We start from the raw sequence: 23,216 nt of genomic DNA on the forward strand, positions 1-23,216 counted from the left end.
CTCAGTAAGAACCCATCGTGGTTGCAAACAACGCCGACAGCGAGTTGGAGCCAAGCTGCACCACGGCAAACGCGAAGTACATCAGCAGAAGGAATACAAATGAAATCGCCATGCCTCGCCTGAGAATCCGGCGCTCCAGCGACTCGGCGTATTCCTTCGCGACTTTTTCGATCACGTCCGCGAAGTTGGGAAAGGCGACATAGGCGTCGATTTCCTCGATCAGGTCGACCGACGGAAACTCGAATCCCGAGCGGCGCATGGCCGACGCCAGATTGAAACCGTCTCGCAACCCCGCCGCGACCGGCGTCAGGCGCGAGCCAAGCCAGGGCGAGGCGCTGATAATCTGACTCTTGAGCGCCTCCGTATCGGCAACGCCGGCCTTAAGCAGCGCCGCAAACGAAAGAAGCCATGCGAAGCCGGTCACTTCGCGATAGACCGTAAAGGGAAAGACGTGCCGGTCGCAAAACAGCCGGCCGGCCCCGGTCCAGCGGCGCAGCGACCAGCACGCAACAGCCGTGGCAACGAGCGCACCGCCGAACACCAGGGGCGCTTCCCAGCCGACCGCCGCCTGTCCCATTACGTACAGCACGTAGGCCCAGCCCTTCCACTTTTCGACCGGCACGTTCTCCGTAAACTGCGGCACGATCGAGTAGCCGATCGTGAAGAGGACGGAATAGAAAGCGATCAGATAGATCAGCGGCGAAAAGAAACTGCCGAACAGATGACGCTGCATGCGCGTGGTGCGGTCGCGCACGTCCACGACAAGGCGCATGGCAGCCGGCAACTGACCGGCCTTCTCTCCCGAGGCGAGCACGCTGCTTTCGAGGTCGGGCAGCGCCGGACCCATCGCGTCACGCAATGTTTCGCCGTCGCGCACCTTGCGATAGATTTCGTGCGCCGCCAGCGCGGCTTTTTTTCTCCTGCGCCGCTGCAGCCGGTCGCGGAAATCGCCGAGTACCTGCGTGATCGCCAGGCCATTTTCGATCTGGTTCGACGCCTGTTGATAAAGACGCCGCCGCACGTTCCATGAAAGACCGGCTGTCATACGCCCTCCTCAAGATACTCGAGTGGGTGGACCTTGCCATGAACGTCGCGCGGGTCCACCTTGCCGGCGAAGACCAGATCCATGGCGTTGGCCAGCATGGATTTGTCAGAGCCTTTTTTTAGCCGATGATTGCGCCGCGCAAGGAGCACGTCGCGCTGGTAATCGCTCATGAATTCTTCGGTGGTCACCACCAGTTCCGCTACTGCCTGCCGGTCGGTAATGCCCTGGAATCCGCAACATTCGCAACCCGGACCGCGCAGAAACACAGGGCTGAGGTCGCCGTTTTTCGCCCATGACCTGAGGCGCTCCATCATGAAGACCGGCACCGAGTCCGGCGCGTCTTCGAGCGGCACCCGGCAGGCGACGCACAGCGTCTGCACGATGCGCTGCGCCATCAGGCCGACGATCAACTCGTGGTCGCATAGCGTAGGCAGCGAAAGCCGCTGGTGATCCATCATCTCGATGCGGCGGATCGTCCGGTACAGATCCGTGACGTGCACGGTCGTCCATACGAGGTGGCCGGTCATGGCCGCTTCCAGCGTCGCCAGTGCTTCCTCGGCTTTGCGAATTTCGCCCATCAGAATGATGTCCGGGTCCATCCGCAGCGCCTTATGTAACTTGTCAAGGAAGTTTTTCGCCGCCGACAGCTGAACGGCCCATTCCTTCGGGTACTCGACCGGCTCCTCGATCGTCACCTGCCGCAGATGCGGGAACAGTCGCGCCTGGTGCTCCATGTACTCGTGAAGCGTGGTGGTTTTGCCGCTCCCCGTGGGCCCCGTGACGAGCACGACGCCCATTGGAATGCGCACCAGATATTCGCTGAGTTCCCGCTGCAACGGGGTGAAGCCCGCCACGCCGAACTCGCCTTCGGGCCGTTCGGGCACGGACAGTTCCATGCTCCGGCCCGGTGCGCGGATTTCCTTTTTGTGCCGGTGGTATTGCATCCGCGCGACTAGAAAGCCGCCGCCCGCTTCCTCGGGGTAGGACGGCCCTCGAATCAGACGCACACTGGACACATTCGTCCCCGGCAACGCTTCGCCGCTGATCTGTCCGTCCTGAAAGCTGAGCGGGTTGTAGACCGGTTCCTTGATGGTCGCGAGACCGGTGTAGATGGAGCGGACTAGCGCCTCGCCTTCGTCGCGGCGCATGTTCAGCTTGTGCGCGACCATCAGGTCGCCCTTCACGCGCAACTGAACTTCGGCATGCTTTTCGCGCACGAGCACGTGAATGTCGCTCGCCCCCATGGCCGCCGCGTCGACAACGATGCGGCGCGCCTTCGTGAGCGTCACGAGGTCGGTATCGTCGGCTACGCCGCCGGCCTTTTCCGCTTCGCGAACGGTTTCCAGATCCTGCGCCGAAACGCGGCGAACCTCCGCGACGACGTGTCTTCGCTTGAGATCTTCAAGCCATGTCAGGAACTTCGGATTGCCCGCATGACGGGCATCGACATGAATGACAACCGTTTGCACGCCAACAATCGCGTCGACCTGATCCTGGGTCAGCATGCGCGCCTGGATCGCGCGATCGCCGATCCGGCCGCCCTTGGCGACTTCCCTCGGGTCAAGCAACGCCCTGACCTGCTCGGGCGTCAAAAAGCCCAGATCGATCGCGACACGTCCAAACGGCCGGGCCATCGCCGCGGGGTAGACCACGTGCGGCAAAATCCCGTTCGGCGGTGCGGGTAGTGGACCCGGCTCGATGGCTGGGCGCGTTTCGGTGGCGACGAGAACTCCCGATTCCGAATCGGGCACGACGCCCTTGCGAAACTTTTCGGCAAAGCCCATTACGCGTGCCCTCCTGAAAGCGGTTTGGCCGGGTCCGTCGCACCCGGATGGTTCACGGGCACGGCATCCGCGCGCAGCGCGTAGAGCGTTGCGTCGACCTTCCATTGCTGCGAGTTTTCTGACCAGTAGATATTCCGGACGCGTAGCCCCGGAACGGAATCGAACCCCTGCAGGGACGATTGCCACGGCGGCGCAATCAGCGTGAAGACCGGTTGTGAGGTGGTCCAAGGATCCGCGGCCGGTTCATCTTGTGTCAGACCAGGCAGGACGGGTTTGACCGCGACCGGGGCCATGGTCAGGGCCAATCCGTTAAGTTGTGCGAATGACCAGATTGCCCTGAGCGCCGGCTGAGCCGCAGCAACCAGCGACGACGGTTCGGCAAACACATGAGGCAGTTGTGTCGAATCGTTTGACTTTTGGCCGCCGTCTTCAAGCGTTCCGGGTGCACGCGCGGCGAGACCGCCAGCGCGATCCCACTCCGTTGTGATCAGGACGCCGCTCACGTTGACCTCACAGCGCCACGAGCCGAGCATCCAGCCGTCCGCCGCGAGTTGCTGGTCGCGCCACGCCCATCCGCAGGCACGGAACACCTCCGAAGGCATCGGCTGCTGGGTCCAGGGAAAGACTCTCGATCGCGCCACGCGCTGGGCGCGCTGCGCGGCGGCGAGCGCGCGCCGGTTCTCTTCGTCCGCCTTTTTCCGCGCGGCCTCGACACGGTCGTTATGAATGACGACGCCGGCAGACGCCGCGGCGATCACAAGCAGCGCTGCCGAGACCATCGTCACCGGAATCCAGAGCTGCCGCTGCAAATCGGACAAGGCGAGCTTGCGCGTGCGCGTGCGGGCCATTTCCGCGAGGTCGTCGATCGTGCCTTCGAGATCGCTGGTCCATTCGCCGAGGCCGAGGTGCTCGTCGCGAATGCGCTCTATCTCGGCAGCCGTGCCGATCCGGTCACCGTCCGGAATGACTTCCTGGCCGTCGCGCACCGCGACGTACCAGTAGCGGTTCTCCGAGAGCCGGTAACGCCCCATCCACGGTTGCGGGTGCTGGTCCGCGACCAGCGCGGCCAGCGATCTGATCCGCGCCGCGGACGTCACGCCATTGATCGGCTTGCAGAAGCCGGCCTGGATGGTGCCCGCGCTGGTTTCGCGCACGAGGCCCCAGCGGCCCTTCTCCAATGAAAGCGCACGCAGCGCCTTGGGCCGCGGACGGGTATCTTCGTGCCGCCATGAAAGACCGGCGGCAAACGGCGTGCTGATACCAGGAAGAGTAACGATCTCGGCCACGTCAGACCTTCAGAATCCGGACCTGCTTGCCGTTCGCGAGCGTCACGCTCGCCTCGGTGATGACTGACACCCTCCAGCCGTCGGCGACGGAGTCGCCGATGCGCACCGTCATGGTTCTGCCATCGACATCGAGCACCGCGCTATAGCGCCCGTCGAAGGCGTTGACGGCGACAGCACGAATGGGGGCGCGCGCCGGTGCTTTCTGCGAGACCACCGGCAATGCCGGCGCTACGGCCGCGCCAAGCGGAGGCAGCATGCTGCCCGGTGCGCCCATCTGAGCGTTCCCTTCATTGACCGCAATATCGTGCTTCAGCTTGGCGATCTGGTCCTGTGCCTGCAGCAGCGGAATCTGTGCCTGCAGGTCCGCAAGCCGCTCGGAGGCAGTCATTGGCGCCGGCGCGTTAATCACGGCCGTGGCCGGGGCAGCCGCGGGAATACCCGTGGCCGCCGGTACATTCGCGCCGGGCACCGCTGCGTCCGGCGCCGCTGCCAGCGCCGCCACCGGCAGCGAGACCAGCATAAAAAACGTCGTCTTCCGTTTCATTTCGTTCTCCTTCACAGCAACCGCGCCGAGATCACCACCGCGATGACCGTGTCGCCCTTCTGCGCATCCACGCCGCCGCCAAGCAGAGGAATGTAAGGACTGCCGACGCCGTTATTGGTCGTACTCGTGTTCTGCTGGCGCATGCCGGTCAGAATCAGCGTCTCGCCGGGCTTGAGGCTGACGCTCTGCTCGAAGCGGGTGACCTGCAAGGTGGGAAGCTGCACGCTCGATGCACTTGATCCGCTGCCGCTCGTGAAGGTTTGCAGACTCAGGAGGTCCGACAACGTCATGTCGAAATCGATCAGGATGCGGCCGTCGATAACCTTCGGCAGAAAGCTGCTGGTGAACCCCGGCACCAGTGTCGCGGTCTGCATGGTAGTGGACGACCCCACGCTCGCCGTCAGCGTGCTCTGCGTGGACGCGACGTAACCTTCCTGCTTGGCCGCCTGCAACGCGAGCAGCTTGCCGTTTTGCGTGACCCCGGAGCGGGAAATCAGCTGCGAGACATTGCCGAGCGTCGCCAATGCCTGCACCGCTGCGCTGGAGCCGCTTAGCGAGCCGCCGAGGATGGATGCGCCGAATGTCATCGGCGTCGAGGTGCTGGTGACGAGAGGCGCCGCTGCGCCGGTCATCGTCACGCCGGTATGGCCACCCGAACTCTTGTATCCCAACGACAGGTTGATGCCGTAGTTGTGTTCAAGTGTTTCCTGGATCTGATAGACATGCACGTCGATCGCGACCTGCTTTCCGTACATGGAATCGAGATTCTTGACCCAGTTCTCCAGACGGTCGCATTGCACCGGCGTGCCCGTCACGGTCAGCACCCCCAGGTCCTTGTCGCCGACCACGCAATCCTTGCAGCCAGCAATGGCGTTGGCGGTGCGTTCGAGGTTTTGCCACGGCGTGACCTGCACGCCGAGGGTGATGGTCTGACCGCCGCTGCCCGACGAACCGGAGCTGCCCGAGCTTGTACTCTGCGCAGAACCGGCGGTCGCCGTTCCCGCTCCGGACGATCCTTGCGACGAACCCGAGGCCGAGTCGCCGGTCGAAATCGACCCGTTCATCGAAGCCGTATCGGCGATGCTCGGCAACTGGAAGGTGCGCGTCTCCGTGGTGTAAAACGTCACCACTCCGTCCTTATAACGGGACCACACGTTGTAGTGGGCGTCGGCCTGATCGAGGAAGCCGCGAAAAGCCCCGGTATAAAACCGTAGCGGCGAGCCCGGCTGGGCGCCGAACCCTGCGCCACCCGCGAGGGGCAACGCCGGCAGCGACGCCGCGCCGGGCAAACCGAAGGCCGGCGACGGCAAGGTGCTGCGGGCGGACATCGGGATCGCCATGGCGGCCGTCGCGGGGCCTGCGGCCGCCACCGAAGCATCGACCACGGCGCGTACGCCGACGTTTTCAGTGATCCACAGCGCCACTTCCGGCAGGCTCATGCCTTCGGGGTGATTGAACACGACCTGCTTGTCGTAGATCTCCGGCTCGGGCCGCGTTGCCTGGATCTTTTCGCCCATCAGCCATGCGCCCTCGTGCACCTGCACGGTCGGACGGCTCTTGACCTGCGTCTCGACCTGGCTTTTTGCGTCTGCAGTAAGTGCATCCTGCTCGTGATACACCTCTTCCACGCCACAACCCGCGAGGCTCGCAAACGTCACTGCGACGGCGATGGCCAGAATCGATTGATGAAATGGAAACTTCATTGGCCTGCCCCCGGTTTATCGACCACCACGGTGTTATCCCCTTTGCCTTTCCAGATGTCGGCGTGTACGTCGGCCCCATTCGCGGCGAGCTGCTCGAACACGTTTGTGACGGCGCTCTGGAAGTCCGTGCCCCACGACGAATCGTGCGGAGGAACGAAATCGTCCGGCGTGTTCCAGCTCACCGCCCAACCGGCTCGCTTCGCCCAGGCCATCAACTGGATTTCGAGCGACTGTCCGCCGACCAGTTCGAACGGCGCGAGCGCCGCAACCTGACCGGCAGACGCACCGCCAGTGCCGCTTGTGGCGGCGCTCCGGTTGACCACCGTGGCGGCGAGCGCCGGCGACGGACCGCCGTGGTGCAGGGACACCACGCGCTGGCTCCAGTCGATGGTTGCGTGCACCTCCGCCAACGGGCCGATTGCGTTCGTCAGCACCGTGTCCCAGGGGAGCCCGCCGCTCCAGGACACGCGTTGCGAGCGATCGACGTCGCCCATCTCGATGCGAAAGTCCTTCGGTGCGATAACCGGCAGCATGTCCGCCAGCGCAATGTCGCGCCCTTTGCCGCGCGGCACGTAGTCGTCCGAAGGCCGGTAGCCGATCTGCGTCACCTTGCGGCCGGTCGAAACCGGCAGGTCGTCGACGAGCGGCTGCACGGCAATCGCGGGCACCGGAGCCGACGCTGCGGATGCCGGCGCGGCAACCGCCGGCTGGGTTTCGTTGACAAACCCGGCGTATGCGCTTGACACACATCCCGTCCCAAGACCCGCAGCCGTCAGGACGGCGACGATCATCCTCTTGTGCATCTCGCACCCTCTCATTCGTAATGTCTGCGGTGACGCCGCCAGGCATGCGCGTGGATCACCTTGCCGCGTCATGTGCGGCGAATTGCCAGGCCTCATTGCGCCCCCTCGTGCGGCTGAGCCCCAGGCTGTGCTTGCGCAGCGGGCGGTGCGGCCGGCTGCGCCGCGCGATCCGCCGGGGCCACGGTGGCCTGCCATTGGTTCGGGTCGGTGACGAAGCCGCCGTGATCCGTCACGCGATACAGCGTGTCGCCCACGTCGATATGGTTGCGGTCGCCGGAGACGACACGCGGCGCGACCGCCACCGACGGCTCCGAGACCATGCCCTTGTTGAGCAGCTCCGAATAGCGAAGCATTCCGGTGTAGTCGCGATTCAGGCGCGCGAGGTTGGTCTGCAGAATCTGGTCGGCCAGTGCCTCGCCCTGCGTATAGCCCAGCATGACCTGCTCTTTCCAATATTCGCGCTCAGCGGACGTCTTCGGCAAAACCGCGGAAAACGGCAACTGATCGGTCTGGGCCTTGATACGCAGTCCTATAAAAAGGTAATCGCGCCAGCTGGGCGGGACGGTCACGAAGCGCGATGGCACCACAATCCGGTACATGGAGTCCGCGGTACGGATCTGGTCGGTGGTGGCCTCCACCGCATCGCGCGCTTCGGTGATGACGGGCGGCAACATGCCGTTGCGGGTGACCAGCGCGCCGAACCGGTACATCGTATCGAGCCGGCCCGCACGCGCCTCCAGTTCCGCAAGCAATTGCGCGGAACGGTCGGCCAGGCCCTTGTGGCTGCCGAGCGGCAGCGCGGCTTCCTGCAACTCGTTGGCGCGAATGGGCGTGATCGCCGCCGCGGCCGGAACCGTGTCCACCGACAGATTGGCGATGTCGTTGACCGACATGGCCGAGGTATCGGCGGTATCCGCGCGGGCGAGCGCACACGCGGCCATGGTCGAGGCCGCTGCGCAGGCAAGCAGGAGGGGCGCCGGCCTGAATTTCACGGTAACAGGGCCGGATACGGCTGGTCATCAGGGCGGATAAGGCGCATGTGTCGATCCATCAACTGATCTATTAAAGGTTCGGCAAGAAAGGTTCAGCAAGCCGTCAAATTTCGTATGAAGGTTATCATACGGAACAAGGACGACGCAACAGATTGCTACGTATGTGTGCAATCATACGGACTAACGGAGCGCGTCTGAAGAAGGATTCATGACACATGGGTTTGCGACGGCGGCGCCTCGCGTCACAGGGAAACTTTCGGCTGCGGCTGGGGGCGCTGGCTATAGCCGCTCGTTTCCATCCAGCCGTCGACGGCCGCAGCGGCATGGTTCGCGTTGCAGTCGGCGAGCTCCGGGTCGATCTTGCCGTTCGCGTCGAGCCCAAACAGGCTGAAGCTGCTCATCCCGCTGCTGGTCGGCGCATAGCCGGCGGACGCGGCGGCCACCTCGGCCGCATCGGCGACCGCCTTGTACTGGGTCGGGCTGACCTGGAAAAGCGCCTGCAACTGCGTGGGCGACAGGCCTTCACTGAACTGCGTCATCGGGATGCGGCCCAGCGCGGTATCGGCTGCGCCGCTGAACATCAGCATGCTCTTGTGGGCTGCGGCGGCGTTGGCCAGCCCATCGGTGAGCATGATGCCGCCGGCGAGCGCTCCCATGCCCGGCACCGCGATTGTGGCTGCGGCGCCGCCGGCGATCAGTCCGGCTGTCGACCACATTTGCGGTCCCACCGGCAGGGACACGTCCGCGGTGCCTTTCAGGTCGCTGCCGCCCGAGAGATGCACCACGTCGCCTTGCGACGAGAAGTTATAGCTGGTGTAACGCTCGCGATCGCCGCGATTTGCGAGCCCGGCGATGCCCGGAGCGTCCAGCGAAACGTTGGTGATCGGAACGCCCGCTGGAACGAGCGGGACGCCACTGGAATCGGCGGCGAGACTCAGCATGCCCGCCTGCATCTCCGATTCCGCTCCGCCGAGCGAGTGACCGGTGGTGTATACGGCGCTCATTTCGACGCCGGCCTGCGTCAACTGCTTGCGCGCGGCAGCCAGACCCGCACGGGCGAATGCTTCGGCCACCAGATGCGAGTCGGCCACCGTGTCGACCGCGACCCCGGCGTCAGTGGCCACGTTTTTCAGGTTGGCCGTCCCGCGGTCGGCGATGATGATTTCCCCGGTCTGGAGGTTGACGTTGACCTGGCCTGAAAAACCCGTCGTCTGCATTGCGCCGCTCAACGTCGGATCGAACCTGGATATGTCATCCATCGGCAGCGCGGTCCATTGGCTGCCGAGTTTCGGGGCATCGTCCCCGCCATAGGTCGCCACGGCTGCGGTAAAGACATCGTTGAGCGTGGCCGATGGTGCGGATTGCGTCATCGCTGGATTCCTGAACGGTTGAATGCGTTAGCGCAGCCTGTAGACCTGCACCGAATTCGCTTCGGACAGCGCGAGAGATTGGCCATCCGGGCTCACGGCAAGAGCGCCGACATGCCCCATCGCACCGTCGAATTGCAGGACCGGATTGCCAGAGGCGGTATCCACGATGGTGTTTTCGAGCGGCTTGTAGCCCTCGGTGGCGAAACTCGCGCCCTTCAGATAGAGCCATTTGCCGTCGGGACTAAAGCCCATGCCAAAAGCCCCGGGATCAATATTTGCCGCGGCGCCCGAGTGATAGCGGCGCACCTCGAGCGTCGCGCCGTCGATGATCTGGCTCGTGCCGAGAAATATCTGGTTGGTCGCGAAGTTCGTGCGACCGTCCGCGCCGCCCGGAAACGAATAGGTGTAAGGCGACTGCGGGTTGCCGGTCGGTCGGCGCGAGAACCACACGGCCCGCGTCGGTGTCTTTCCGGAAGGATCGATGAGCCTGAGCGTCGTGTCGTAGTCGTGTACGAGATGCCCGTCCATCGTTTTGTTTTCGATTTCCCGGTTCGGGATGGCGTTAATGAGGATCTTGTCGTCGGCCGTCCAGGCGGCCCCAGTGGCGTACACGCCGTCCACCTCGATCGTCTGCAAGGCCCACATTTTGGTGTCGTACAGGTTGACGTAAGTCGGGCCGCCCATCGTGCCCGCCAGCGTCAACAGCCGGCTGCCGTCCCTGTTCAGACGGGCCGAGCCTCCGACCACCGGGTTGTCCGGCAAAGCCTCGCCCGTCAGCGGATCCCATTGCCGCTTCGCACCAAACAGGATGGCTTTTCCGTCTGGAGTCCAAAGCAACTGGTCGCTCGGGGTAATGTCGAAGTCGCCTTTGCAATGAATGCGCGATTGCTGCCGGTCCTGCTCCATATCCCACACCACGATGTCGGTCGTGCCGGCGGAATTCCGCGTCACGATGCCCAGATAGCGGCTGTCCGGGCTAAAACTCATCTTCATGACGATCAGACGGTCCGATAGCAGGCCGCCCACCCGGATCGTTCTCTGCAGCTTCGGTGTCGTTACCTGCGTGCTGGCCGCATTGCCGGTCGCGCCGTTGCCGGACTGTGCATTCGTGTTCGCCGTCATGCCTGCCACTCCCATAACCATCATTGCCGCTGCCGCAGCTTTGCGAAAATTCATTCGTTCCTCGAAGGTCGATCCCAGATTGACGGCTACCGTGGCCGCGTAGCATGCTGCGCCGTCAGCCGCCCGGCGGACCGCTCGCCATGTTCAGCACCTGAGCCTCGAGCGCCAGAAAAGCCGATAAGTGAAAGTGCTCGGTCCTCGGGTTGCCAAAGTACAGGCAGCCTCGCGAAGGATGGCCGGACTCGAGATAGAGCTGCCTGAAATAGCTGGTAGCGGGGTCGTCCATACGCATGAAATGCGAGCCGCCCCACGTCATGAAGTCCCGCCGGAACCGATACGACTGCGGGCGCCTTCTGACCAGCCGGAAGATGTCGGGGGCGCTGCGCGACGACACCGCGATCTCCCCTCGCGCACCGTCGCGCCCGAGGCTGCGTATCTCCACCCAGCCGTTGCGGGCCGACAACGAAAAGTATTCGTCACCGACGGGTAAGTGGGTGCGATAGGCATACTCGTACTCCTCGCGCACTTCCGTCAGCCGGTGATCGAAAGCCGCGTTAGCGTCGGTCGGCGCGAGCAACGGCGCATCGAGCGCTAGGCCTTCCTGGGCTCGCGCGATTCCCGCCTTTCGCGCAAGGCGCAGCGCATCCGTCAGCAGTCCGAATGGACCGTCGGCGAAATGGTACGTCGCAACCGCGACGCGGGCGCGCAACAGCAGCGCGGCGCTGTTCGGCATGGAAGGCGTCCTCGCAGGTTAGTTTGTCAGCGCAATCAGCCGCCGCTACGTGGCATGTTTATTTTGCATTGGTGGCATGCACGCGCTGAAGCTGTGCGTCGAGACCCGGACGTTCGCTGGTCCGTTCCAGCATGGCCAAAAGCTGGCCCAGGAGCACTTCGATGTGTTGCGAGCGCTGAAAATTCTGATAGGTGATATCGGCCATGAACGCCGTCGTGTAGAGCTGCTCGCGGGCGAGCTTGGTCGGATCGGCGACGGCGCCCATTTCAATCTGCCAGTACGGGTTGCGCCAGCGCCGCCCTGCTTCGAATTCCTCCAGTTCGGCAAGACTCATGGTTCCCGTGCTTTTGGCAACAGGCGAGGCATTCGCGTTGTAATACTGTTCCGCCGAATCCGACGACGCGTTGATGTCGCTGATCAGTTGGGCGCTGCCGGGAAACGGCGCGCGCGCAGCGATCAACGTATTGAGCGTGTTTTCGGCCGACGAAACGTTCGCCTGATAGGCTTTTTGCATGGCGATGTAGAGCTTGCCGACTTCCGTATTGGCCTCGGCCTTCGTGACGTATTGCGGCGGTTCGGGATCGACCGACATGCGCTCATAGGCGCGCGCGGCTTCGATTTCTTGCGGCGTAAAAGTCAGGTCGACATCCTTGCCCGGCATGCCGGCGCCGGTATAGAGCGAATCGGCGTTGGCATCGCCGTCCGGCATCGACGAGCTCGAGCATCCCGGATAGCCGAGCGCCACTTCGTTGGCATTGCAATACGCCGCCTCGTGGATGGAGGTGGTGGCACGGCGTGAAGCCTCGATGGATGGCGCCACGCTGCCCAGCGCTTTCGAAAGCGGCGCGCTGGACACGGTGGCATTGCCGCCTGGCCGGTAGTTCGAAGCGGTCATGTTCACGCTATGAACCGCCTGCATGGCGTAATTGCTGCCTGACGTCGCGCACGGATCGAGCGGCAACTCGGTCTGCTGCAGCGTGGCATCTATTTCGCTCTGCTGCTGCACCTGCGCTGCCATATCGCGTTGTGTGTTCGCGGCCATCGCGCTGGTGGCGGCCTGTTTGGCGCCAATGCCGCCGATATCACCGTCGATTTCGGTGAGCTCATTCAGCAACGTCGAGCCAAGCGATCCGATCGCGGTCGTAATCTCCTGGGCCGCGGCCTGTACGGACGCCACGACGCAGCCGTCGCAATCCGCGTAGGCGTTGGTGGTCGTCGACAGGGTCAGGGCTCCGCACAGCACAAGGAACCATGAAACGAGCTTTTTTGTCATTGGAAAAGCCTCGACAAGCTGTTCGTAATGGCCGACATGACCCCGCCGCTCGCCGATGAAACAGCGGCCCGGCTGGAGCCGGAAAGCATGCCCGAATTGCCGCCGGAGTTGATCACGCTCGCGGCGACGCTGTTGATCTGCTGTTGCACCTGCGCCTGTGCGGCGGCCATGGCCGACTGGGCCGTCGAGCGGGCCTGGTTGACCAGAGACTGACACGCCGATTGCTCGATCTTGCTGAGCGCGGCCATCGCTATGCTGCTGTCGGGCATACCCTGCGTCGGAATGGACTGAAAGCCCTGCAGACACGCGCTCTGCAACTGGCTCAGCAACGCCAGCATCTGCAGGTTGGTGTTGATATTGTTAAGACGCCGCGCCTGCTCGGCCGCCTGCGCATTTGCCATCTGCGTCTGCATGGTGCACGTCGCCATGACGGGTTGCGCGATCGCCGAGGCAAACACCGTCGCCAGCAGCATGCTCGTCAAGTTTCGCATTGCCATCGAGATATCCCCATTGGGTCACGCAAGCGCTCGCCGGTCAGGCCGCAGGCGCGAACGTTTGCGATTTCACTTATATAAAATATTGTATCAATTAAATGATACGTAATAACGATCCCAGCGTTTCACCGCCAACCGCGCGAATGCGCGACATGCCACTACCCTTTGAACGTCGGACGCTGCGGTGGCGACGCCTTGTTCGCTTCGGCTTCCTGCAGGATCGGTTCAAGCTTGTCCGAGGCTTTGGAGAGCCATTGCTGCGCGTTGGTCATATTCTCCCGGCTCGGCAGCACGCCGATATTCATGTAGCCGAGCAAACGGGCAACATGAGTGCCGGAATTCTGCAGGTCGCGCACTGCGTCGATATTGTCGTCCAATGCCATGTAAACCTCTGTGTGTGATGCACGTCAAACAGATCTATCCACGATCCGGTAGTCAAGGCCGGTGGCTGTACCGTGCCGCTTTGCCGATTCGCAGCTTGCGGGTAACGGCCAGCGCGCCCAACCCCAGCAGCACGCCGATGATCGCCTCAATGTATCGACCGATACCAAGCAGCAGCCAGCGCAAGCGGTCGCCGTCCGTCATATCCACGAACGATAAGGCCGCGAGCCGTGCGCGCTCGAACATCAAACGCTGTGAGGCGGTATTCGCGACGGGCCGCGCGGCCGACGCCTCGATGGCCGCGACGCGTTCGCGTAACCGGCGCGCATCGCGATTGCTCGGCGCGGGATTCTCCGCGAGGCTCGCTGCGACCACCCGCTGTGCGCGCTCATTCGCCGCCGCCAACGTCCGCACGCCGGCAATGGCTTCGCGCGACGCCGGCAGGCGGTCGCGCAGCCACATCACCGACGTCAGCACGATCAGCGCGATAAAGAAAATCTCGGCGCGACCCATCTTCGCAATCTTCATCCCTACCCGCCTATGACAAGGCAACGTGAGTGCGCTGGGCTCATCGTCGCAGACTCGCCCTGCGCACCATCCACGCCCCGCCGGCGGCCGCAACGACGCCCAGCCCCCACGCCAGCACGACCAGCCCTTGCATGACGTGATACACGACCGTGTCGTCGGCGTGGCCATCGTAAAGTGCCTCGACGTGCTCGCAGATAAACAGGAAGTGCGGAAACCGTAACTGCATCACGCATAGACACAGCACGCTCCACGCCGCGAGAATGCCCGGCCATGGACGAGACAACAGCGGGCGGGACGGCCTCACGCCACACGCTCCTGATCGGCCATCGAAACCGCGCGCAAGCCGGGCTGTTCGCCGCGACCCGGGAGCGCCGCGCCGCCGTCGCTCACGCCGATCACATTCGGCACGATGCGCATCAGCGCGCCGTTGATGCATGCGCCCTCCTTCATGGCGAGCGTCGTGTACTCGACGTTGCCGTTGATCTGGCCGGTCTCGAGCACGACGACCCGCTCGGCGAATACGTCGCCCTCGACCGTTCCGCCAATCACCGCCGTGTGCGCGCGCAGCGTGCCGTGGATGCCGCTCGTCGCCGTTAGTACGACCTGATGCTCGCCGAGCTGGGTCACGTTGCCGCGCACCACGCATTGCAGAACGATGCTCTCCGCGATCTCCAGATCGCCGTTCAACTGTGCGGCCGCGGGAATGACCGTGCTGATATCGGACTCGCCGGCTCGCTCCGGCAAACCGTCTGCGCCAGGGAGAGCGACGGCTTTCGGCACCGAACCGTTCGGCCGGGCGAATGCCGTCTGCTCTGGCGCGCGGGGCTGCGCCGCGGCGGGCGGCGTTCGCGCTGGGCTTTGCCGCTGGCTCGGCTGCGGGTTCGGTTGCGCGTGCGGCTGCGGGTTCTGCAATGGTTGCGCTGGCTGCGTGCGCCGCGGCTGCGCGGCGAGATCAGGCGGCGGCGCCTCGTTGACAGTCTGCATGCGCACGGCCGGCGCGGTGCGTCGTGCGAGGCCGACACCGAGCGCTACACGCACGAGGAAACCGGGTTGGTTCATATCGACCTCAGTTGGTGACATTGATAATGCGGCGGGTTGTGACAATCGAGCGGCTCACCGGATCGACGGCGACGATCGTCTCGCCCGGCTGGTAAGGTTGGCCAACCGTCAGTTTCTGGTCGCCGATTTCCACCACGCCGTTGCCGAAGCCCGTTACATTCAGCGTCTGCGCCGAACTCGTTTCAACCGGCAGCGACGCCACATCGATATCGGTGCTCGCCTTCGCCGCGTCGAGCGCCGCATGCAGCGCCCGGGCTCCGGACGCAACATCTGCGACACCGCTACGCCCCGCACGTGCCGGTGCAGGCGCCGGCGGCGGGGTCTTCCCGAGCACATCGATTCGGCCGTCCAGCGCCTGCAGGTCCGAGCGCAGGCTGGCGATCTGCTGTTTGGACAATTCGTTCAACGCCCGCCACGCCACATTCTGGATGTCGCGCTCGCGGCGCTCCCTGGCGAGCGCCTGCGTCAATAGCGCCACCGACGGCATGCCCGTGGCTGCGGAGCCGGCCTGCGCCACGCTCTGCGGCTGCGCGGCGGTCACGGCCACCTGCGGCGAGCGCACCGGCACAGCAGCCGCAAAGTGCTGGTAGCCCACCCATGCGCTGACCGCGGCCCCGCCGATTGCCAGAGCGATGGCGAGCCACCCCGACGGAGTCAACTCGACGCGCCGCCCATCGGCTTCGCCACTGGCGGTCCGCGCCGCATGCAATGCGTTTTCCATGTGTTCTCCCGCTTGCTGTGTGATTGCCATGGAGCAGAACGATCAATCAAAAAAATACGTATGAGATATATGATACGTAACAAAAAACAGATGCGCAATCTTTTGTCGAAACAGCGCAAACGAACTGAAGGGGTGCAGATGAAACAACCCCGCATCCATAGGATGGCGGGGCCGTGTCCTGAATACATCGAGTCAGACGATGACTTCGATATCCGGATGAAAGCGCGCCGAAGCTCGCTCGATCAGCGGATAGCCGACCCTGAACGACGTGGCCGTCAGCGGCTTGTCGTGATACGCGGCGATGGCCGGATAGGTCACGACGTGGATGTGCTCGAATTCATCGAGTTCGAGCAGGCGCGGCAGCAGGTCGGGACGCCGCGCCACGAAGTCCGATGGCCGGCTCCATTCGTAGCGTGTCTTCGCCCGCGTGCCCTCGTCTTCGATCACCCATTGCTGCCAGTACTCGGCGATCTGCCCGATCAGTTCCTTCGAAGCACGAAACAGATTCAGGACGTCGTGCTCCTTGACCAGTTCGGGCGGCAGCATTTTCGGATACAGCGGCAGCTCGAAGCCGACCAGAAGATCGATAACGATCATTTCCAGCCGATGCGCGTCGGCGTATTGCCGCGCGTACATCATGCTTTCCATCCGTTGATGTCCGGACAGCCCCGTGATGAAGCCCTCCATTGCCCGCGACAGCGGCAACGTGATCTCGGACACCTTCAGACGCGCAGGAATGTTCCCCGGCTTGTAGAACAGGACAACGCTGACGTCAATGCCCGGACGCTTTGCTTTTATCATTCGCGCTCCTCACCTAGTCGTCCTTTCGCCACGATCCTCGCGCGAGAGGATCGCGTATGCCCTGGCGCGCCGCTACGTCGCGGGCGATACTTTCGAGGGTTTGCCTTTTCTTCTTGCCGGATTCGGTGGGCAGGCGGTCAGTGGCTTCGATGAGCCGCTCGACCGGCTTGCTGACGCCGCCCTGGCCGCTGTCCCAGCGGTACGACGCCGCTTTCTCCCGGCCGTGGGTCGTGGCGAACAATGCCTTGTCCGTCGGGTTGTCCGGATCGTAGCCAAGGTCGATCATGTGCTGCCGGATGTTGATGATGCGGCGTATCGGAATTGTTGCGGGATTACGTTCATAAAAATCCAGCAAAATGCACACGGTATTGTCTGCCAGCACCGCCGACGGACTCTTCTGCAACGCCGTCCACTTGGCGCGCTGCAAGCCGAAGATCTCACATGCCGAACTGATGGAAAGACCGTACTTCACCCGGAATTTTTCCAGGTCGAGCGCCAGGATGGGCCCTTTGCCACTTTGCTTTTGCGTCATAGTTTCGGCGCTGCTTGAATGACCGTTTCGATTTGCACGTGAATTCTGCCTGCTGCTGCAACCCTGCAATCCATACGGAGCTCCGGCGTGGATTATGTATCGACTTGATTATACGCATTAATTACGGGGTTTGAATACTATCTCCCGCGAGATCAGTCATTTCCATTCATCTGATTAATATCACAATCATCGACGCAGTTTCCACGCAGCACCACGAGACAACCGCTCAGCGCGACCTCCACGCTACCACGCGGCCTCGCACATCGGTGTGAATGAAATCGCGCGCATAAAAGCCAACCCCGCCCTGCTGGGACAGATAGGCGAGGCGTCCCATGTACTCACTCGGGACAGAGGGCGTGCTGATATCTCCGGCGCGAAACACCATCCGTTCATCCGGCAGATGATACGAGGCGAGCGCGCCCTCGTAAAAGTCGTTGGTCGCCTTGGTGCGCAGGCCGGAGTGAATGTCGAATCGTGCGTGATGTCCGTAGGCGGCGAGCCACGCCTGCATCCACGACCACTGCTGCAGCAGGCGCCAGTCGGGCGTACCGACGACCCCCGCCCGCACGTCGCGCATCATCCAGGCAATGGCGCGGAATCCCTCGTCGGTCGAATAATCGATGTTGGCCTCGTCCGCGCCACGCCGCACCCACAGTAGCGTCGGAACCGCGCTCGCCGCCTCGGCGTTCGCCCGGGTCGGTGCGACCAGCGGCGCTAGCGAGACAGCCGCCGCAAACGTTTTGCAAAACGCCCGGCGCCCGATCATTGCCGCGCTCCGCTGCCCGAACGGCTCATCGTCTCTTCGACCCGGCTGAGCAGATTGTCCAGTTCGCTTGCCGAAATGACGGCCGCCGGGCCGTTCCATTTCAATTGTGCGGAAATTTTCGCTTCCATGTGCTTTACCGAGGCGAGCGGGTTCTCACGGCCAAGGCTTGCCTCGATGCCCGCGAGCGCGGCAGTGGTCGTTTCGGTGAAGCCGAGCACGAACTCGCCCGCGACGGCATCGTCCGGCTTTTCACACAACGGCGGGTTTTGATAGACGGGATTGCGGACCAGTTGCAGGCGGCTTTCCAGCGGGACGTCCGGCGCGTGCGGCGGGGCCGGTATTGCATTGGGCACCGTATCCAGCGCCGCGGTTGCCACTGCGGTTGCAGGCGCGGTTGTCATTGTGGCGCTCACCTGCGCCGGCATTTCGGTTCGCGCCGCCGCTGGCATCGCGCCTTCTTCGCGGACCTTCGCCGCAGCAACGTCGACCGACGCCGCGGCTGCCTCCGTATCGACCGGCTCCCAATACCTGCCAGCTTCGTCCGCACGATGCGCACGCATCGCCTCGACGGCTGCGCTGTAGTACGCAATGCCACGCTCGACCGCCGTTACGTCCGGGTGTTGCGTTTCGATGCGGCGGTATGTATCGCGCACCGCGTCCAGCACGGGATCGGTCGTTTCGACATACGCAGGCACATGGCCGAGCCGGATCTTCTCCGCGATCCGGTCGATCGCGGTAAGCCGCTTGTCGCTTTGCCTGATCGGCTTGAGCTTGGCGGCAAGATCCGCGCGCGCGGGCCGCTCGACCTGCAGGAAGCGATTCAGGCGAAACGGCAGCTTGGTCTTTTCCATCGAGTGGAACCATGTGAAGCTGCGCGCCCGCGTCACCTGATCCTTGAAGATCAGCACGCCTTCCATTTCCTTAAGCGCCTTCAGTTCCTGCAGTTCGATGCGGTCGCGGCGCTGAATCGAGCCGCTCAGATTGCGCCGGTAATGAGTCGAAGTGAAGTGGTTGACCGAGCCCTCGTAGGAACCCACTTCTACTGAAATCGATTCGCCCGCCACTTTCTTGAACACGTCCAGCGTCTTGTCGGGGTCCTCGAGCGCCAGCGAATATTTGATCTTCGTGTTCGCGATCATCGAATCGACTTCTTCCTTGTTGTCGCCTTTCGCCATTGCAGCAATGTCCTGCCCTGCGGCGATCATCATGAATCCGAGGCTGCGCGCCTGGGCGAACATCAGCGCGATCCCTTCGGCGAAGTAGTAGCCGAGCTCGTCCATCGTGATGATGTACGGCGCGGGCGATTTGGTCGCTTTGGTGTCGATGATGTCCGCGTAGGTCCCTTCCAGCTTGTGGCCGAGGTTCATGGCCATCATCAGCCGGATGCTGGAGACGATCAGCTTGCCGAGGTTGGCGGCTTCCTGCGACGATTTCTCCAGCGTCGGAATCATCACGACGAGGACGCGCCGGTTCAACAGCACGTCCATCATGTCCACTTCCGAAAATTTGTCCTTGAAGATGTGGCCGTAGGTATCCATCAGCATGGAGAGCGTGCGCGAGTACTGTCCGGTCAGATAGCCGTGCTGATCGAACACCGTCTGATCCCATTTCTCCGGCTGGTGCGCGAGTTCCGGCCGAAAACCCGGCAGGCCCGTTTCCAGATAGGCCTTGATCGGCAAAAACGCGAACTCGGGAATCTCGCCTTTCTTGCCCTTCAGATACAGCTTGACCAGATTCGGCAGCGCCAGATGTTCGCGGATCACGCCAATCGACAGCGTGATATTGCCGACCGCGCGCTCGTAGCAGAGCGTGCGAATCAGCGCGTCCATCATGTTGACGGCCTTTTGCTGCCATTGCGCGCCGTCGCCGCTCGCCTTCGGCAACAGCGCCGACGAGAGTTGCGAGAGAAAGTCCGGGCCGCCCTCGTACCAGGGGTTCGTGCCGTTCGAGGTCTTTTCGGTGGTTTTCTTCGTCTTGTACGGATCGGCGCCGCCTGTCATGAAGTTGAGAACCAGGTAGTCATCCTCACGACCTACCCGCCGGCACAATGCCCATACCGAGGCATGCAGGCTCGAATCCGCCTTGCCGTCCGAATAGAAAAAGCCGGAGCCCCACGACAGCGCGTTGAAGCACAGCGACAGCAAGGTCACGGTCTTGCCTGAACCGGTCGTGCCCATCAGCAGCATGTGCGTGCGGGCGTCGTCGTTAGTTGCCCACAATTCCCGCAGATGCTCGGCACGGTCGGCCGAGCGCTGGTTGCCGAGATAGACGATGCCCTCCGCCGGCTTACGCTCGATGATCTCGCCTTTTCCGCCAGGATGGGGCTTGCCGGCGTCGAGCGACGGATCGATGCCGCCGAGGTCTTTGGGATAGCGCATCGGCATCTCGTGACGCTGCCACGAGAACCAGCCCTGCGCGAGCAGGATGACGATCGTCATCGGCAGCCACATAAAGGCCAGCACGCACGCGGCGATGCCCATGCCGATCTGGAATTTCGCATACTGGCCCGGTTGCCTCAGCCACGCGGCGAACCGTTCGGTCGCCGTGCGCGGGTCGAGCGTGATGCGCTGCTGGTCGATCTCCTGCCATCGCGAGGTGCCATATTGTTGTGCCATACGCCGCCCGGTTCCTTCTCAACGGTAAGACTGCCCGTGCCTGCTCTCGCGCTATTGCGCGGCCGCCTGGCTGCGAATCGCGCCGGCGCTCGCGCCCGCGGCGAACACGTAGCCGCTGCCGCTCACGACGCGCGGCGTCGAATTGAAGCCAAGCGAGTCGAACGCCTGCATGTTGGCCTTGATGCCGCTGTACGCGCGCGCGCATTCGTCGCCTGCGACCGGCTCGCCGGGTTTTGCGTGCGTCATGGTGTCGATCCATTTCTGTTTGCGATCCGTGGCGCACAGAATCTGCGCGGCCACCTTCGCCGAGCCGTCCTGATACGCAACCGGCAACACGTAGACGGAGAAGTCTTTGGCGAGATCGTCGATGTGCGACTCGAACTGTTTACAAGCCGGACAGTTGGGATCCGAATACACGTAGAGGGTTCGCTTCGGCGGCTGATTGTCGAGACCGAAATGAATCGAGGTCATCGCGCGGGCCACGTCCGGTGCGGGATCGGCTGCATGTCCTCCGACGGCAGGTGCGGCCGCCTGCATCTCAGGCTGGGTCGCGGCGAACGCGGGCTGGATCGGGAATGGCGCCGCTGCGGCGCCGGCGAGCGGCGCCGGCTCGGCTAAAGCCGCGACGGGCAAGCCGGACGGCTGCGCCATCTGCGCCGGATTGGCCTGCGCGGCGCTCACCAGCGATTTGAGCATTTCGAGCGAGCCGTTATGCGAGTCCAGAAACCGCACCGCCGCCATGGCGACGATCAACGTGAGGAACGGCGCGCCCGCGTAACGCAGCAGCATGCGCCAGTTATGCCGGCGGCGTTGGCCGATCACGTAGCGCTGCACGGCCAGTTGAACCAGCGACAGGCCGTGGCGCGCATCCGTCTCGGTCGCAAAACGTTCGATCAGCGCGATCTTCTCCTGTCCGTCGACCTCGCTGATAAACACGAGCCCGTGATTCGCGGTGGCGCCGGCTTGCGATTCCTCCGGCCGCGCGGCGCCGGAAGAAATGGAGAACGCGCCGGTGGCCGCGGCGGTGCCGCTGGCAAAGCGGGTGCGCGTGGCCGCGCTCAGATAGCCGGTTTTCATGAAGGATGTGAAAACCGTGCCGTCCGGCTCGACCAGAACGAGGTCCCGGGCTTCACGCCGGGTTCTTTCAAACTTAAGTTTCATATGGATTCCTCACCGAAATTTCGGTTGTCGGTTACAGCACCCCGGTTTCCTCGAGATAGCGTTGCAATGCCTTGACGGCATCTTCGACGTGCGGAGCCGTCAGCACGCTGTTGTTGTCCCACGCCACCTCTTCGGCCTGCATCTGGTTGAATACGCCGGCCGCTTCCATGAACGGCACCTTGCGGCCCGCCGTATTCAGCGGATACCACAGCGCGCGGTCGAGCGGCTTGAGCCAGATAAAATTCGAAGACGGCAGCACGCCCATCTGGCGGGATTCGATCAGGAGCGCCATTAGCAGGGTTCGCGGATAGGGATGCTTGAGCAGCCAGTCGCGCGCCGCTTTGGCCTGGGCGCAACGCCCGAACGCCTCACGCGCCAGTGTCAGATTGGGCCGCGACGCGGTATTGATCGCGCTATAGTTCAAGGCATCCACTAGCGCTTTCGAACCATCCTGGTCCTTGAAGAAGACGCGCAGGCCGAAGATCGCGAACAGGGCCTTTTCGATGTCGCTTAGTTGTGCCAGCGAATTGACCGGCTTGCCGAGCTGGCCCACCAGCAGATCGCGCGTGCGCGCCAGATCCAGCCGTTGGTTGACGATCAGCCCATGCCTCGCCACCCACTCTTCCGGATGCATCGAGGAGGCCCATTCCGGCGCGAGATCGTTCGACAGATCCCGGCGAAGAATGGGTGCGACGGCGGAAAAGCTGCGGCTTTGCACCTCCAGCAGCGACTGAATGGTATGGACGCGCGTGGCGCGCACCACCGGATGGCGCGCGGCGCGCCACGCGAACCAGCCGCTCAGGGTGACCGGAATGACCAGATAGAACGCGCCGATCTGCCAGCCGAGACTAAACAGTTCGCCCAGCGTAAGAATCCGCGCATAGCGGACGTAGATCTCCAGACGCGCGCGCAGCGCGGCAGCCGTTCCCGAAATATGCGCAATCGGCAAAACTTCGAGTGCCTTCCAGGCCAGCACCATGCGCGCGATGGCTTCGTGCTTCAGATGCCAGAGCAGCATGGTCGAGCCCACCACGACGACGAGCGCCAGCGCGAGAATCGGCCCGGAGGTCCGGTTGTTTACCTGATCCTGCATCCGAACCTCTCCGCCTGCTGCGCCACCTGCAAAACGTAGCGATCGTGTTCGCCAGGTGTGCGGCTGTGGTAATTGCCGACACCCGCCCAGAAGTTGCCGGTAGCATTGATTTCGTAGCGGATGATGTAGGCTGAGCCATTCACAGCAAGGCAGGCGTTATTGGCGAAATCCGCCGCGCCGATGCCGAACTTTCGCTGGAAATAGTTCATCCAGACAGTATTGATCTGCGTGATGCCGTAGTCCTTCGTGCCGTTGCCGTTCGACCTCACCAGGCCTGGCCGCAGATCGCCGCTGGACTCGACTTCATGGACCGCATGCAGGATGCACGACGGCACCTGGTACTTGGCCTCGGCTTCGATCACGCAAGCCTGAAAGGTCTGCTCGGGAATCGGAAATGGCAGGTATGGCAT

The 23,216-nt window shown here is 63.2% G+C and carries 24 protein-coding genes; all 24 read right to left on the minus strand.

The genetic code is table 11. The features are described 5' to 3' along the window. Window position 1: 1 nt before the first annotated feature. The 24 genes from FQ755_RS09230 to FQ755_RS09350 all read right to left on the minus strand — a co-directional run bounded on the left by FQ755_RS09230 (window position 2) and on the right by FQ755_RS09350 (window position 23,216). On the minus strand, window positions 2-1,045 hold the full coding sequence (locus FQ755_RS09230) for a type II secretion system F family protein (RefSeq protein ID WP_144153346.1): 1,044 nt from the start codon (window positions 1,043-1,045) through the stop codon (window positions 2-4). Beyond that, on the minus strand, window positions 1,042-2,829 hold the full coding sequence (locus FQ755_RS09235) for an ATPase, T2SS/T4P/T4SS family (RefSeq protein WP_186308469.1): 1,788 nt from the start codon (window positions 2,827-2,829) through the stop codon (window positions 1,042-1,044). The genes FQ755_RS09230 and FQ755_RS09235 overlap by 4 nt, the downstream gene beginning before the upstream one ends. Continuing rightward, entirely contained in the window at window positions 2,829-4,115 is a 1,287-nt protein-coding gene (gene pilO2 / locus FQ755_RS09240; RefSeq protein WP_144153350.1) for a type 4b pilus protein PilO2, read from the minus strand. Before pilO2 ends, FQ755_RS09235 begins: the two co-directional genes overlap by 1 nt. Before the next feature lies 1 nt (window position 4,116). Next, window positions 4,117-4,659, minus strand: coding sequence for a type IV pilus biogenesis protein PilP (gene pilP / locus FQ755_RS09245; RefSeq protein WP_144153352.1), 543 nt, complete (start codon window positions 4,657-4,659; stop codon window positions 4,117-4,119). A gap of 11 nt (window positions 4,660-4,670) precedes the next feature. Further along, entirely contained in the window at window positions 4,671-6,362 is a 1,692-nt protein-coding gene (locus tag FQ755_RS09250; protein ID WP_144153355.1) for a secretin N-terminal domain-containing protein, read from the minus strand. Beyond that, the gene (locus FQ755_RS37250; RefSeq protein ID WP_186308470.1) at window positions 6,359-7,165 is read right to left on the minus strand and encodes a TcpQ domain-containing protein; all 807 of its coding nucleotides are present in this window, start codon (window positions 7,163-7,165) and stop codon (window positions 6,359-6,361) included. Before FQ755_RS37250 ends, FQ755_RS09250 begins: the two co-directional genes overlap by 4 nt. A 92-nt stretch (window positions 7,166-7,257) precedes the next feature. Then, window positions 7,258-8,157 carry a type IV secretory system conjugative DNA transfer family protein gene (locus FQ755_RS09260; RefSeq protein WP_144153357.1) on the minus strand — a complete coding sequence of 300 codons (900 nt, stop codon included), beginning with the start codon at window positions 8,155-8,157 and terminating at the stop codon, window positions 7,258-7,260. A 242-nt stretch (window positions 8,158-8,399) separates the two neighbouring features. Continuing rightward, the gene (locus FQ755_RS09265) at window positions 8,400-9,527 is read right to left on the minus strand and encodes a hypothetical protein (RefSeq protein ID WP_144153359.1); all 1,128 of its coding nucleotides are present in this window, start codon (window positions 9,525-9,527) and stop codon (window positions 8,400-8,402) included. 27 nt (window positions 9,528-9,554) lie between these two features. Then, window positions 9,555-10,703, minus strand: a complete 1,149-nt coding sequence (locus tag FQ755_RS37255) for a WD40 repeat domain-containing protein (RefSeq protein ID WP_186308471.1) — start codon at window positions 10,701-10,703, stop codon at window positions 9,555-9,557. A gap of 61 nt (window positions 10,704-10,764) precedes the next feature. Beyond that, window positions 10,765-11,382, minus strand: coding sequence for a hypothetical protein (locus tag FQ755_RS09280; RefSeq protein ID WP_144153365.1), 618 nt, complete (start codon window positions 11,380-11,382; stop codon window positions 10,765-10,767). A 58-nt stretch (window positions 11,383-11,440) separates the two neighbouring features. Further along, entirely contained in the window at window positions 11,441-12,655 is a 1,215-nt protein-coding gene (traW, locus tag FQ755_RS09285) for a conjugal transfer protein TraW (protein WP_144153367.1), read from the minus strand. Next, entirely contained in the window at window positions 12,652-13,152 is a 501-nt protein-coding gene (locus FQ755_RS09290; RefSeq protein WP_144153369.1) for a hypothetical protein, read from the minus strand. The genes traW and FQ755_RS09290 overlap by 4 nt, the downstream gene beginning before the upstream one ends. Window positions 13,153-13,307: 155 nt before the next feature. Continuing rightward, a complete protein-coding gene (locus tag FQ755_RS09295; RefSeq protein ID WP_144153371.1) occupies window positions 13,308-13,532 on the minus strand; it encodes a hypothetical protein in 225 nt (74 codons plus the stop codon). A gap of 52 nt (window positions 13,533-13,584) precedes the next feature. Then, a complete protein-coding gene (locus tag FQ755_RS09300; protein ID WP_144153373.1) occupies window positions 13,585-14,058 on the minus strand; it encodes a hypothetical protein in 474 nt (157 codons plus the stop codon). A 40-nt stretch (window positions 14,059-14,098) separates the two neighbouring features. After that, window positions 14,099-14,362 (minus strand): hypothetical protein, encoded by a 264-nt coding sequence (locus FQ755_RS09305; protein ID WP_144153375.1) that lies wholly within the window; start codon window positions 14,360-14,362, stop codon window positions 14,099-14,101. Then, window positions 14,359-15,117 carry a polymer-forming cytoskeletal protein gene (locus tag FQ755_RS09310; RefSeq protein WP_144153377.1) on the minus strand — a complete coding sequence of 253 codons (759 nt, stop codon included), beginning with the start codon at window positions 15,115-15,117 and terminating at the stop codon, window positions 14,359-14,361. Before FQ755_RS09310 ends, FQ755_RS09305 begins: the two co-directional genes overlap by 4 nt. Before the next feature lie 7 nt (window positions 15,118-15,124). Next, window positions 15,125-15,838, minus strand: a complete 714-nt coding sequence (locus tag FQ755_RS09315; protein WP_144153379.1) for a hypothetical protein — start codon at window positions 15,836-15,838, stop codon at window positions 15,125-15,127. 192 nt (window positions 15,839-16,030) lie between these two features. Then, the gene (locus FQ755_RS09320; protein WP_144153380.1) at window positions 16,031-16,639 is read right to left on the minus strand and encodes a hypothetical protein; all 609 of its coding nucleotides are present in this window, start codon (window positions 16,637-16,639) and stop codon (window positions 16,031-16,033) included. A 13-nt stretch (window positions 16,640-16,652) separates the two neighbouring features. Continuing rightward, on the minus strand, window positions 16,653-17,240 hold the full coding sequence (locus FQ755_RS09325; RefSeq protein ID WP_144153382.1) for a hypothetical protein: 588 nt from the start codon (window positions 17,238-17,240) through the stop codon (window positions 16,653-16,655). Window positions 17,241-17,397: 157 nt separating this feature from the next. Then, a complete protein-coding gene (locus FQ755_RS09330) occupies window positions 17,398-17,937 on the minus strand; it encodes a YcbK family protein (protein WP_186308472.1) in 540 nt (179 codons plus the stop codon). Beyond that, the gene (locus FQ755_RS09335; protein WP_144153386.1) at window positions 17,934-20,552 is read right to left on the minus strand and encodes a TraM recognition domain-containing protein; all 2,619 of its coding nucleotides are present in this window, start codon (window positions 20,550-20,552) and stop codon (window positions 17,934-17,936) included. The genes FQ755_RS09330 and FQ755_RS09335 overlap by 4 nt, the downstream gene beginning before the upstream one ends. A 51-nt stretch (window positions 20,553-20,603) precedes the next feature. Next, window positions 20,604-21,713, minus strand: a complete 1,110-nt coding sequence (locus FQ755_RS09340) for a thioredoxin fold domain-containing protein (RefSeq protein ID WP_144153388.1) — start codon at window positions 21,711-21,713, stop codon at window positions 20,604-20,606. A gap of 31 nt (window positions 21,714-21,744) precedes the next feature. Then, window positions 21,745-22,806, minus strand: a complete 1,062-nt coding sequence (locus FQ755_RS09345; RefSeq protein WP_144153390.1) for a hypothetical protein — start codon at window positions 22,804-22,806, stop codon at window positions 21,745-21,747. After that, window positions 22,791-23,216 (minus strand): lytic transglycosylase domain-containing protein, encoded by a 426-nt coding sequence (locus FQ755_RS09350; RefSeq protein WP_144153392.1) that lies wholly within the window; start codon window positions 23,214-23,216, stop codon window positions 22,791-22,793. Before FQ755_RS09350 ends, FQ755_RS09345 begins: the two co-directional genes overlap by 16 nt.

The organism is Paraburkholderia sp. BCC1885, assembly GCF_900996235.1.
In the GTDB taxonomy this organism is placed as follows: Bacteria; Pseudomonadota; Gammaproteobacteria; order Burkholderiales; family Burkholderiaceae; genus Paraburkholderia.

Coding starts and splice junctions, on each gene's coding strand:
- FQ755_RS09345 (WP_144153390.1), bottom strand. CDS start 22,806: ATGCAGGATCAGGTAAACAACCGGACCTCCGGGCCGATTCTCGCGCTG.
- FQ755_RS09320 (WP_144153380.1), bottom strand. CDS start 16,639: ATGATAAAAGCAAAGCGTCCGGGCATTGACGTCAGCGTTGTCCTGTTC.
- FQ755_RS37250 (WP_186308470.1), bottom strand. CDS start 7,165: ATGCACAAGAGGATGATCGTCGCCGTCCTGACGGCTGCGGGTCTTGGG.
- FQ755_RS09310 (WP_144153377.1), bottom strand. CDS start 15,117: ATGAACCAACCCGGTTTCCTCGTGCGTGTAGCGCTCGGTGTCGGCCTC.
- FQ755_RS09300 (WP_144153373.1), bottom strand. CDS start 14,058: ATGAAGATTGCGAAGATGGGTCGCGCCGAGATTTTCTTTATCGCGCTG.
- FQ755_RS09335 (WP_144153386.1), bottom strand. CDS start 20,552: ATGGCACAACAATATGGCACCTCGCGATGGCAGGAGATCGACCAGCAG.
- FQ755_RS09280 (WP_144153365.1), bottom strand. CDS start 11,382: ATGCCGAACAGCGCCGCGCTGCTGTTGCGCGCCCGCGTCGCGGTTGCG.
- FQ755_RS09235 (WP_186308469.1), bottom strand. CDS start 2,829: ATGGGCTTTGCCGAAAAGTTTCGCAAGGGCGTCGTGCCCGATTCGGAA.
- traW (WP_144153367.1), bottom strand. CDS start 12,655: ATGACAAAAAAGCTCGTTTCATGGTTCCTTGTGCTGTGCGGAGCCCTG.
- FQ755_RS09330 (WP_186308472.1), bottom strand. CDS start 17,937: ATGATCGGGCGCCGGGCGTTTTGCAAAACGTTTGCGGCGGCTGTCTCG.
- FQ755_RS09290 (WP_144153369.1), bottom strand. CDS start 13,152: ATGGCAATGCGAAACTTGACGAGCATGCTGCTGGCGACGGTGTTTGCC.
- FQ755_RS09350 (WP_144153392.1), bottom strand. CDS start 23,216: ATGCCATACCTGCCATTTCCGATTCCCGAGCAGACCTTTCAGGCTTGC.
- FQ755_RS09295 (WP_144153371.1), bottom strand. CDS start 13,532: ATGGCATTGGACGACAATATCGACGCAGTGCGCGACCTGCAGAATTCC.
- FQ755_RS09315 (WP_144153379.1), bottom strand. CDS start 15,838: ATGGAAAACGCATTGCATGCGGCGCGGACCGCCAGTGGCGAAGCCGAT.
- FQ755_RS09230 (WP_144153346.1), bottom strand. CDS start 1,045: ATGACAGCCGGTCTTTCATGGAACGTGCGGCGGCGTCTTTATCAACAG.
- FQ755_RS09340 (WP_144153388.1), bottom strand. CDS start 21,713: ATGAAACTTAAGTTTGAAAGAACCCGGCGTGAAGCCCGGGACCTCGTT.
- pilP (WP_144153352.1), bottom strand. CDS start 4,659: ATGAAACGGAAGACGACGTTTTTTATGCTGGTCTCGCTGCCGGTGGCG.
- FQ755_RS09265 (WP_144153359.1), bottom strand. CDS start 9,527: ATGACGCAATCCGCACCATCGGCCACGCTCAACGATGTCTTTACCGCA.
- FQ755_RS09250 (WP_144153355.1), bottom strand. CDS start 6,362: ATGAAGTTTCCATTTCATCAATCGATTCTGGCCATCGCCGTCGCAGTG.
- FQ755_RS37255 (WP_186308471.1), bottom strand. CDS start 10,703: ATGAATTTTCGCAAAGCTGCGGCAGCGGCAATGATGGTTATGGGAGTG.